This window comes from Nocardia vinacea (assembly GCF_035920345.1).
Taxonomy (GTDB): Bacteria; Actinomycetota; Actinomycetes; order Mycobacteriales; family Mycobacteriaceae; genus Nocardia; species Nocardia vinacea_A.
The window spans coordinates 8,794,491-8,806,391 of sequence record NZ_CP109149.1 but is presented as its reverse complement, the minus strand read 5'-3'; the positions used below and the strand labels follow the sequence as shown (position 1 = coordinate 8,806,391).

At 59.5% G+C, this 11,901-nt stretch carries 7 protein-coding genes; 1 reads left to right on the top strand and 6 read right to left on the bottom strand.

The features are described 5' to 3' along the window. Positions 1–21: 21 nt before the first annotated feature. From OIE68_RS39820 to OIE68_RS39795, 6 genes are all read right to left on the bottom strand, one after another. Complete coding sequence (locus OIE68_RS39820) at positions 22–1,128, bottom strand: ParB/RepB/Spo0J family partition protein (RefSeq protein WP_327101982.1); 1,107 nt, start codon at positions 1,126–1,128, stop codon at positions 22–24. 641 nt (positions 1,129–1,769) lie between these two features. Then, positions 1,770–3,023, bottom strand: a complete 1,254-nt coding sequence (locus tag OIE68_RS39815) for a polysaccharide biosynthesis protein (protein WP_327096055.1) — start codon at positions 3,021–3,023, stop codon at positions 1,770–1,772. 338 nt (positions 3,024–3,361) lie between these two features. Continuing rightward, positions 3,362–4,756, bottom strand: a complete 1,395-nt coding sequence (locus OIE68_RS39810) for a fatty acid--CoA ligase family protein (protein ID WP_327096054.1) — start codon at positions 4,754–4,756, stop codon at positions 3,362–3,364. Positions 4,757–5,710: 954 nt separating this feature from the next. Continuing rightward, complete coding sequence (locus OIE68_RS39805) at positions 5,711–7,444, bottom strand: ABC transporter ATP-binding protein (protein WP_327096053.1); 1,734 nt, start codon at positions 7,442–7,444, stop codon at positions 5,711–5,713. Then, positions 7,441–9,048, bottom strand: coding sequence for an ABC transporter ATP-binding protein (locus OIE68_RS39800; protein WP_327096052.1), 1,608 nt, complete (start codon positions 9,046–9,048; stop codon positions 7,441–7,443). The genes OIE68_RS39805 and OIE68_RS39800 overlap by 4 nt, the downstream gene beginning before the upstream one ends. A gap of 899 nt (positions 9,049–9,947) precedes the next feature. Continuing rightward, complete coding sequence (locus OIE68_RS39795; RefSeq protein ID WP_327096051.1) at positions 9,948–10,835, bottom strand: sugar phosphate isomerase/epimerase; 888 nt, start codon at positions 10,833–10,835, stop codon at positions 9,948–9,950. Positions 10,836–11,078: 243 nt separating this feature from the next. Between OIE68_RS39795 and OIE68_RS39790 the strand changes: the two genes are divergently transcribed. Next, positions 11,079–11,747 (top strand): PIG-L deacetylase family protein, encoded by a 669-nt coding sequence (locus OIE68_RS39790; protein ID WP_327096050.1) that lies wholly within the window; start codon positions 11,079–11,081, stop codon positions 11,745–11,747. The last annotated feature ends 154 nt before the right edge of the window (positions 11,748–11,901 follow it).

Sequence of the window (11,901 nt, the reverse complement as noted above, 5' to 3'; positions counted from 1 at the left end):
CCGAAACCATTTGAACGGATATCACCCGGTGGCACGATCGGCCCGTTCCAACCGCTCGAGATGCTCAGCAAGATCGGTCCACGACTGGGCATTGGCGCGTGCCACTCGAGCCAGTGTTCCGTTGCAGTGCGTCGGACTATCGCCCGCGAACTTCTGCCATGCTACGATTTCGTTAACTGACACGGCCACGTGCCGAAGGATCGATCTTCCCTTTTCGTTGAATCGAAGAGCCGGATCGTTCTGCAGCGATTTGAGAAGCTTTCCCTGGAGCGTTATCACTGCACCTCTGAGTTGGCGCATCCCCGGTTGGGATGGCGTTGTCGGTGAAACCTGCGAGTTGCTCCCTGGCTTCTGCGTTGGCGGCAGATCGTTCGCTGGAATCCTGCCCGCCGCGCTTTCTGTGCCCTCGTCGGCTGCCACCGGGCTATCGCCGCGGCTCAAACGCTCACGGACGTCCGCCACGGTGCTCGGCGAGATGCCAGCGAGTTTGGATACCTCCCGTAGCGATGCGCCAGGACGATCGCGGATAATGTCTGCCGCTATTCGCCGACCTTTGTCTGCGTCCATAGGACGGACTTTTCCATCACTGCCGACTCGACTGTCCGACTGGGTACCGGCACCACTTGTACGCCGACGCAGCACACCCACAGTCTTGTGGGACAGGCCGGCTGTACGAGCGATCAGGCGGTCTGACCAGCTCGGATGAGAACCCATGAGCCGAATTGCCGCAGCCTTACGTTCGCTGACCGATAACGGCAGCCCGTGTCCGATATTCGAGCAGACCGCCAGGGCATAGGCGTCATCATCGCTGCCGTCAAAGAAGCGAACACCGATCGATTCGCGGCCAAGCGCGCGGACTGCCGCCAAGCGGTGCGCACCGTCTATCAAGTTCATTGTCGGCCGATGCACGATTATTGCGGGCAGCTCGGCTATCGACTCCACGAGGGCCTGAACGTGGTCTGTATTTGTTCTCGCGTCTTCGCGAACGAGCAGGCCGGATCGAATTGTGCTGATCGGTGTCTGCTCGACTGGTACAGACTGTATCCCTGACAGCCAGACCAGTGCCGCTGAGCTCCCCTGAGCGAAGGGATCTGGCTCTTGAGCTGGTTGACTCACGCCCACGCCCATCAGACTATCTATCACAAGCATCCCCACCCTGGTACCAAATCTGACTGCAAATCCGAACAATGGATCTCGTCGCGCCGGCCACCGTAGATGTCCCCTTCAGACGCATACAGTGTGATTGGCGCGCCATTCACCGTCTGCGGTGTTTCGAGGCAGACGGAACACTTTCCTGTGTGCCATCCACTGCTAGTCGAAGACGGTGCCACAAACATATCACATATGACTCATGACTCGCGATGGTGATCGTTCGCTTCTGGTTGAGTGCTTAGTGAGTGCTAGATGACGTTCGGTCGGAGGTTAGCGGTGGATCGGCCGGACGGTCGTGAGTCGTACAGGGTTCGGCTCGCGGTGACGCGGGCTCAGCCGCAGGCCTCGGTCGTTCCATCACTAGAGACGCAGGGGACGCGGAAGATGTCCGACGGCCAGCGGCGGGCCATCGTTGTCGGCCAACCCAAGCGGTGACTGCGGCTCGGGCGGCTCAGATGTGCATCTCTGGGTGGCTAGGACGGCGGTCGTCGAGGCGGATGCGCTCTCGCGGGTGCCAAGCTACGGTTGCGCGTGTCTTCTTGATAGTCGAGGTTGATATCGACGCAGTGCACGTTCTTCTAGCGGCCCGGTCGATGGCTGCTCCGGATCCAGAAGTATCATCGCCGCGTCACTAGGTCCGATTTCGAATCGCGGGCACGCTCGTGAAGAAGCTCGTCGATCCGGGCATGGGAGTATTGCGTCGATGCGCTGCCACGGGGCTGCGCCGAGAACTTGACCATCCGTTTGATGACGTGATCAGGTGTCAAAGCCAGAGTGGCCGCGAGCATCTCGTACAGCAGATCGTCCATGCATTTTTTGATCAGATCGTCTGACGAGCTGTCGGCGCATAACTTGAGCAGCGTCTCGAAGTTACTATCCATTATATAGCTAGATGGCGGCTGGAGCAGAGCGGCGTCAATCTCGGGTAGACCCACATCGAGCAGTGATCTCGCCTCGAGCACATTGATGAGAGGGCTGATGTCGCCTGACAACTTGCTGTCGAACAAACCTGGATACACGCCTTGTTCGTATCCAAGTTCCTCGCCAACAATGTCCACTGCAACACGATTGCCGACTTCGTGAATGACGCCGTCGGCGATGTCGAGCACACGGAAAGGCCAACCCAAGTTGTTGATTGCGCAGACAGCCGGCCGATGCATCTGGCCGACCAATAGGCTGGCCATCAATAGTTGCGCTGATTCGATCGCACTCTGCACATAGAAGGTAGCGTTGGGATCGTGGACCGGCAGAACACTTCCCTTCCTGCAGAGCGCCCGGAACTTTTCCAGCACGATCGAGTTGTCCACAATATGTGTGAATCGAGCCGCTGTAACCGATAGACCGCCCTCTACGCCCGCCCTCGACACGACCCATTCGGCCACCTTCTTGCTGGCCGCGTAGACGTCACGAGTATAGGGACGCATCGCCTTGCCGGTCGACGCGTACACCAGATCCGTCACGCCGAAGGCTAGCGCCTTATCCACGATGTTTGCCGTTCCCAGAACGTTCGTTGTCACCGTTCGGGCGACGTCTTTTTCGGCTAGCCCCGGATCTCGCTGAGCCGCGAGGTGAAACACCACATCAGGACGGAATCGATCAAATAGCTGATCCATCTCCGAGTCCGCGCGCACATCGGCAAACACGTAGTCCACGTACGCTTGACGCGTCACTGGCTCGTCTAGCCCGACTCCGATCAGTGCCGCTGGATTCAGCGTTGACAATTGCTCCAGCAAGATACTTCCGACACAACCTGTCGCACCAGTCACGAGCACCGAACGATTCGTCAGTTTCTCCCTAAGCCTGGTGCCGGGCACCGACAACTCCCGGCGCCGTACATTGAGATATCGAGCAAATTCCGCCATGTCACCCATTGACCCCTCCCGATCGTTCGGTCACCCCGAAATGCGACTTCATGAATCGGACCATAGACGTATTCAACGAACAAGCTCGACCGGCATCTTCTCGTATGAATTCTTCCGGCTCCATCGGGTTAGATGCCGCGTCCGATATCCGATAGCCTATCCCTCGATAGATCGATCCGTCGATCCTAAGGAAAATTTCGACCGTTTCGGGCAATAGCCCGACATGGCGATCTCACGATGGCGCGTGGAATGCAGTTTAACTCGACTGGTATCGTACAGATCGATCATTTCGACGCGCGCCGTAACTTGAGATTCTAACGCGCGTACGCATGCCGTTCCATTCCTCGTCAGCCTTCGACATCGTCCGCTGTCGGCGCATAAATCAGCTTTCCCGTTGCGGTGCGCGGTAGCCGATCCATCCACTGAATCTGTCGGGGTACTTCGAAAGCGTCGAGCTTATCCCGGCTCCAGTCCAGGATATCCGGCCGCGCGTGTCCGGGTTTGAGCACTAGCCGCGCGACCGGGTACTCACCGCGGAATTCGTCCGTGGCCGTAATCACCTGCACTTCGAGTATGTCCGGGTGCAGCGATAGGACCGCCTCGAGACGCGAACGATGTGTCTTACGCCCGGCGATATTGATCACATCGCCCAGACGGCCGGTGATGCGGAGCCCGTTTGTATCGCGTTCCACCATATCTCCGCTGCGATACCAACCGTCCACTGTCGGCAAGGACCGCAGCTCGCCATCGGTGAGATAGCCGACTGCGAACGAGTCGTTGCGGACCAGCAGCTCGCCGTCTTGAGGGTCGAGGCGCACCTCGACCTCGCTCAATGGCTCGCCTATGCTGCTTGGTGCCGATCCTTCGAGCAGTGTCGCAATGGAGATCGTTCCCGCTTCCGAGGCACCGTAAGCATTGAGCACGCGGAATTCGTGGTCACGGTGGATTCGTGCCACCGCATCGGCCCGCAGTGGTGAACCGGACGAGACCATCTGTTTCAACCCAGCGAAATCGAGAGACTTGGCTGCGGCGATCATATGGACATGGATCGGTAGCCCGATGATCGTATCTGCGTTAGTTCGGGCCGCTAGTTTCGCCAATGCCTGTGGCAACGTCGACGACGGGCAGAACGCGGTCACCGACCCGGTGAGCAATCCCGCCAGGACACCGTGAGTGAATCCGTAGGAGTGAAAAGCCGGCGCGGCGCAGACGACGTGCGGAGACTCAGCACCGTGTAGATGATTTGCTATCCGAGCACCGTCCCGGATTACGGCAGAGATCCGCTTCACCACTGCCCGCGGCGCCGCAGTGGATCCGGAGGTCTGAAAGAGAATGCCATCCCTCGGTAACGACGGACCGCGCAGCGAATGGCGACGAGCGCTCTCTCGATGCTGTACGTGACAGCGGAGCTGGGCGTTGATCGCCACTGCCTCATCGGTGCCGCACGATAGGCTCTCACCGATCAGTACATCCTCGACAGATGCCGACGACCCTAAAGTCGCAGCCGGGTCAACCAGCTGCAGTGGGACCTGCAGGTATTCGGCTGCGGTCAAAGCCGTGACGATCAGCGCAGCATTGCTCGTGGCGACAGTCAGCATCTGTGCTTCGCCGAGACTGCGTGAGATCGCAGCAGTCAGCTCACCGGCGGCGCCCAGCAGGTCATCGCCTGACCAGCGAACATCGTCGACGATCAGAGCGGTGCCTCGGCTGCTGGAAAGGACCTGCTCGATTATCGTGGGCATCAGTATCCGCCTCCTCATCAATCGACACTTCCATGGAAGGAAGTCCTCAAGTCTTGCGGCCTCCCGAGGCTCGTGTCAGGAACGTCGCCCGGGTGCACGCATCGTGATCACATTCCCTTCATGACCGCGATGGCAGGGCGCCGGTATATACCGTCTAGGTCAGCGGTCGCACATTTGAAGCAGCTCCGTTCGTAGCTGTACCTGTCCGCACCACAGACACCTTGGCTTGCGGCTCGATTAGCGAACCGCCGTCATCAGCATATGAATGACGGACCGATAATCGCAATGGCATGAAGTTGCGCCGTCACACTCGACATCGACCAAGAACCGCTTGGTGGCGAAAGGGCCAATCTGACCGCTTGGCCTCGAGACGACAGAAGTCAGCCTTCGCGCGGGCGCACACTGTCGAGGAGTCACATAGCTGCGACACCGCCTACCTAGCTGACTCTCGCTCAAATCACCAATTATTGGCCCACGAGATGAGCAGAAAAATAGCGTCCGCCGGGAATCTTTCATCGGATTATTCCTGAATTATCGAATATGTTCGATGGCTACGAGTGTGCCGAAATTCGCGAACGCACCTTCGGAAGTGTATGCGACTGTACGAAGAGATCTTTCGCTGTCGACCACGATCACAGACACCTGGTCGGGATGATTCTGCGCCCGGAAGGACGACTTCCAGCAAAGGAGCACCTGACCGATCGCCGCACCGCGATCAGCACTGCAGGCGCAACCGCGGCACCACGACAGCCCAGATCCACGGCTCGCCCTACTGCATCCGCAAAGTCTTGTGCCTCGCTGACATCGACTTCCAACCCTACGTGGAAGAGGCCGGCCCTCGCCGCTTTCAGCGCGAGGCGTAGTACGCAACTCTGGCGCGGTCTTCGACCTAGGCACCCGACGAGATGATCGCCAATGCCGAAATCGTGTCAAACTGTTCGACCTCAAGCGAGCTCATGTGCCGTGCTGAGCTCGCCAAAGACTCGCGTATACGCCGTTGGCGGACAACAGAGCGTCGTGACTGCCGATCTCTGTTACCTTCCCGTTCTCAATGACCACAACCCGATCCGAATCCCGTGCCGTATGCAACCGATGGGCGAATGCAATAACAGTCCGACCCGCGAGTACCGCCGCCAATGACCTCTCGGCCTCCCGGGCGGTGCGCGGATCTAGCAACGAGGTCGCCTCATCGAGAAGTACTATCCGAGGGTCAGCCAGAATAATCCTGGCCAGTGCGAGCTGCTGTTCCTGTGCCGCGTCGAGCACGACAGCACCGGGTCCCACCATGGTGCGGATTCCGTCGGGCAGCGCGTCGACCCAGTCCGCGCCGACCGCCATCAATGCGTTCATCAACCGATCGCCGCTCGCTGCCGGGTCCGCAATATTGAGGTTGTCCTCAATCGATCCAAGGAAGACGTGATGTTCCTGTGTGACGAGCATGACCTGTCGACGCAGCACATCCGGCGACAGGTCTGACACACTGACCCCGCCTACTCTGATGGCACCCGCCGTTGGCCGCTCTATTCCCGCCAGCAGGCGCGCCAGCGTTGTCTTCCCTGCACCGGACGGTCCGACCACCGCGACACGTTCCCCTGGTGTGACGTCAAAGTTGACCCTAGACAACACGTCTTGTCCGGGCCGATAGGCGAAGTGCACCCCCTCCAACTGCACCAGATCGTTTGCTGGGACACGACCATCGAACGGCTGAGGCGCAACTGCAGTCGGAACGCCTACCAATCGTGCCATCGCCGCCCCGCCCCGCTGTAGCTGCTCGGCGCGCCCGACGATGGTATCCAAAGGCGATGCAAGCTGCTGGACGTAAAGCGCGGCCGAGACCACCGCACCGAGCGGTACGGCGTCTGCTTGGAACAAAAGCCCGCCAACGATCAGAATTGCCGCTACCGGTACACCCCCGGCGACATCTTTCAACGAATAGAGAAAGGTTCGCAGCCATAACGTGCGGATTTGAGCCGAGAGACTCAAGGCTGTGCTTGCGTCGCCGACGCTGATTCGTTGTTGTTCCAGTCGCAACGCAGTAACAGTCCGGGCCCCGGTAGTGGTGGCCATCAAGGCCTCGGAGATCTCGGTCGCTGCGGCGCCCTCTGCCAGATACGCGGCCCTTGCACGACGCAGATACCAACGACTGACGAGCCACAACAATGGAAAGCCGGTCAACGCTCCTAACCCGAGCAGCGGATCCAGCAGGAACACAGCAGCAATCAGAAACGCGACTCGCACAACTGCGATCAGCATCACCGGTAGTGCATCGCGGACCGCCACGGCCACCCGCGACACATCGGTCGTCGTGCGAGTCATGAGATCACCGCTGCCGGCCTGCTCCACCACAGCCGTCGGCAACGCCAACACCCTGTCGAGCAAATCCTCACGCAGGCTCGCCAGTGTGCGTTCACCGAATCGGAGTCCCGCGTAGGTCGCGTATCGCGTAACCACGACCTGAGCCAAGGCACAGCCGAGCACCGCAGGAAGCAACCAACCCACTGAGGTCCCTCGCCCCGCCTGCATTCCGTCCACAACCAATCCGAGCAGCCACGGAGGGCCCAGTCCAACAAGCGCCGCGGCACTGTATAGGAGCAAAATGCCCGTCAAAGCCCCGGGTTCACGCCGGATCAACCGCAAGATTGCTGTGCGAACTGCCTCCGCAGTGCCGATCGGCAACCGCGCCGTCACTGCGGTGTCCTGATTGTCGCTTCTGCCACGTCATCCGCCATTTCACGCAATACCAGGGCACGATACCCAGCCTGATCACGGATCAACTCATGGTGGACACCGACCATCGCGAAACCGTCTGGGGGAAGGTAGACCACTACATCGGCACGCTCAAGCAGGATCGGTGATGTGGTGGCAATCAAAGTGACCTTCCCTTGGCGTGCTTCATACAACCGGGTAGCGATCAACGTTTCAGTGTGAGCGTCAACTGCTGAGGTAGGTTCCATCAGCAGCAATATGTCCGGCTCCGCATAAACACCACGGGCGAGACGGAGTCTCTGTCTCTGGCCACCAGACAGAGTGGTCGCCTGGTCCGGGAGTACAGTGGCCGCCCGATCCGGTAACCCTGCCACTATCTCTTCCGCGGCGGCGACCCTCAGAGCTGCAGCGATTCTCGAGTCATCAACTTCGCGCGAGCCGGAAATGATCTCACGCACCGAGTCGGTGAAAAGGTATGCGTTGTTGTCGACCAGTACGATATGCTCTCGGACCTCATCGAGCTGTATGGCCTCCAGCGGCGTCGAGCCCAACATCGCTGCCGGGTCACTAAACCGCGCGAGGCGTTCCATCAACGCAACCACATCGCCCCGGTCCACAGCAGCGACGGCAACCATGCCATTTTCTGGAACTCGAAGTCCGGAAACGGAGTCATACAGTTCGGCAGGCTCATCCGGCCATGCTTGGGCTCCAACGTCAGGGACAGTGTTTTTCAACGTCAGGACACGTAGCAACCTTCGCGCCAGGACAGGATAACGCCCCACATCATCGACGCCGAGAAGGATAGATCTCACCGGTACAGCCAGCGTCACGGCATAGCCGTACACCGCGACCATATCCCCGACGCCGATCGTACCTGCCGCCGCCATCTGGGCGGCCAGTCCGGTCACTACAGCAACGAACATTATCGGCAGCGCCAGCGAAACAGCACCGATCCAGCTTGTCACAGCGGCAACACGAAATCCCTCATCGCGCAACCGCTGGGATTGCATGCGGTACCGTCCCGAAAATACTTCCTTTCCACCGATGCCACACAGCACACGCAGGCCCGCGACGATATCGCCAGCCATCGCAGCTAACCGCCCCTGATGGTCGCGGTAAGTGACCTCGGCTCGCTGCAACCGCCGGAGCAATGGCCCCATCAGCACCATCATCAATGGCACACCAAGTAACACCACAGCCCCGAGGATCGGAGAAATGCCCACGAGGACCACCGCCACCGCACAGTAGCCTAGGACGCCCGCCACGCCAGGACCGGCGATCATCAGGGTTTGGGTGATCTGCTCAACATCCGAGCTTCCAATGACCACGACTTCACCCGCTCCGATCTGTTGGCGCAGCGTAGGTCCAAGCCGCGTGACAGTGCGAGTGAGCAGCCGGATGGTCCGCATGTACGCGTCAGCGCAAACGAGCGTCATCGTCCGGTACTGAAGCACCGATAGCACAGACAGCAGCACTCCGATACCGAGAAGGATCCCGCTGTATCCAAGAAACGCCGTGGTATCACGTTCCCGGATTCCCTCGATCGCTTGGGAGACAAGCTTTGGCGGTAGCGTCAGCAAGATCATGTAGGCGCTTACGAGGGTCACTCCCAGCAGAACCCGCTGCCACTGCACTGCGATCAGCCATACAAAATAGCGCCAAGGCCCCCTTGTGTCGGGATCGCCTGGGTAACCGAGGACTCCGCGCATGCTCGTCGAACGCCTCCCGTGCATCGGGCCTGATCCAGGCTCATCGGATTGATTGGAAAAGACGGACACGCGAGCTAGATGAATGGGTCTCAACCATTGACCTCAACGTCTGCAAACCGCCAGCGCGAGGCAGGAGATTCTCTCGCCAGGCCGGACAACCGACGGGTTCCCGGACGTCTTGCCAGTGCACAACTGCCACATCGGCATCCCCCTTAACCACGGCCACTCGAACGTATCCCGAACGCCAGGGTATGTACAACTCGCTGGCTCAGGATCGGAATGATACTGGCGCGGAGGGCGATTCGCTCGCCAGTCGGCGCCCAAACCTGGCCTGACGGTCAGATCCGCAGTCCTGCGGGCCTCAGCGCAGATACCAGCCATGGTGCGCTCGGCCGTGACGCGACCCATTGCCTCGCACGCCCTATCTCAACACGCTCGCAAGCCAACTCGTCCTCGGCATCAAACCCCATAGCCAACCGGTACGCAGCGAACGTCGCAAGGGCAACCCGCCTCCAAGCACGTCACCGGAACCGGCCACCTGGCAACACCGAAACACGGTGCACGATAGCCCTTTCGGCCGATGACCAGCCCAGTCGGCCTACCCTCAGCACCGGTTACGACGTCAGGGCGCGAGGAAGATGCGCTAGCCTGCGCTTTCGCTGGTCGCATGCCGCGGAACATCGAAGGTCGTTGTTGCGCTTACTTTCTCACCGGCGTGGCAACATCCGACGCACGTGTCACGACGCCCGGAGCAAGCATGCAGCCGACAACCTTTCTCAGATCGGTGCTTCGACGAACGGGCGAGCCGTCTCGCATGCTCTGACAAGCGCCGCCTGCACCGGGGCGGCGCGATGCTCCTCTGAGAGGATCTCAATCCCCCATGGCCCCGGCCAACCCACGAGCCGGAGAGCACGAACGAACTCATGGATACGGAAGGTCCCTTCGCCGCAATAGCGACGCCGATGGACCGTGTCCTCGTACAGCGAGCCCACGACGTCGCCCGCCGCGTCACTCAGCTCAACACTCGTGATGCGCGCCAGTGGCACCTCAAGGATCGCGGACGCGGGGGTGTGACTCCGTTCCATGTGCCAGATATCAATCACCAAACCGCCGTTACGATGTCCTGCCTCATCGATGAAGTGCAGGCCAGCATGTAGATCCTTAATGTTGGACCATGGCAGGAATTCGATACCCAACCGAGCTCCCACTCCTTCGGCTTGAGCGGCCAGCTTTGCGAACTTATCCGCCCATAGGCCCACAGTCCAAGGCTGGTCGCGATCGTCCGGGGTCACTTTGATGTGCTGAGCACCCAAGGTCTCAGCCGCGTCGAGAACTCGGCGGCGAATACGATCTGAGGCCGGTTCGTCGCTCCACCAACCAGGTATCCCCTCCAGTTCCACAACTTCTATGCCGTGATCCTTAAGCAGCGACCGCGTCCCGTTCAGTCCGTACGTCCGCTCGATCTCATCGAGATCGACCGAGTGCAGACCAACGCCGACGAACCCCGCCCTGGCAGCGGCCTCGATCCGTTCCAGCAGTGGAAGGGGGCTGCGCTGGTCGACGCCTCCAGGCACTGTGTTGCCGGCGCTTGTCCAACAGGTCGCCAACATTCTGTCTGCCGTCAATTCCGCTTCCCTCTCACGATCGATGTCCCCGAATTCCAATGCTCAGACAATTGCGCCATTACCACCGCGGCGTGATAACTATCAACACCGAGCGGGCGCATATTACATTATGCCAATAGCATCCAATCGTCCATCCATGATAGATGAAGGAAACATAATTGACTTGCACAAGACGACTACCTAGGGTTGCTTGAACATGAAATACCGATACACATATCTCGAACACTGCCTGAAGCCCGTGTTTGACGCGACGGCAATGTGAAATGATCAGAGGAGGGCATTATGCTCGATGAAACCCACCAAAAGCACATCGTCGTATCACCACACCTGGACGACGCGGTCTTATCGTCAACTTGGCCGATACTCCATCATTCCGCCCAAGTGCTGACAGTGTTTGCGGGCGCCCCGGATCCTGGAAGCCCAATCGGTTGGTGGGACGCGAAAAATGGGGTTAAGGATTCCACGGAGCGTGTCGCTGAACGAATCACCGAGGACATCGAGGCACTCGACCTCCTCGGTACGCAGTCGGCGGGCCGGCTGAATATTCTGGAAGCACAGTATCGAGAGAAGCCCGCAGCTTCTGCCGAGTTCGTCGAAATCCTCCAGCCTCTACTAGATTCGGCAACGCATGTATGGGGTCCAGCAGGCATGGCGCGCCATCCTGACCATTGGTCAGTCAATGAAGCACTCCGAATATTAGCAGCAAGAAATGACACCAAATGGAGCCTTAGGTTCTATTCCGAGGTGCCATATTGCATCGATGAAGAATGGTTCGCACTAGCGTCTCGCTGTTCTTCCACTCCTCCGTCAGGATATCGCCGACTCGATGCACACTCCCTCGCGATGAAGCGCAGCGCGGTGGCGGCCTATAAAACTCAGGTTGGGCCGCTCGGACTTACTTTGGAGGCATGCGGCGATATCGATCCTCTTGGCGTGGAACGCTATTCGTAGCCCGGCCACGCAGTTGAGCCCCGAAGGGACCACCGCCCGCGAATCGCGCGATCAATTCCGGCCAGTCCAATCTCCCGGGAAACAAGAGCGGACTACTGTGCGTGTGTATCAACCCGACGATAGCCAAAGCCGGATATACGCAGAGACGATGAGG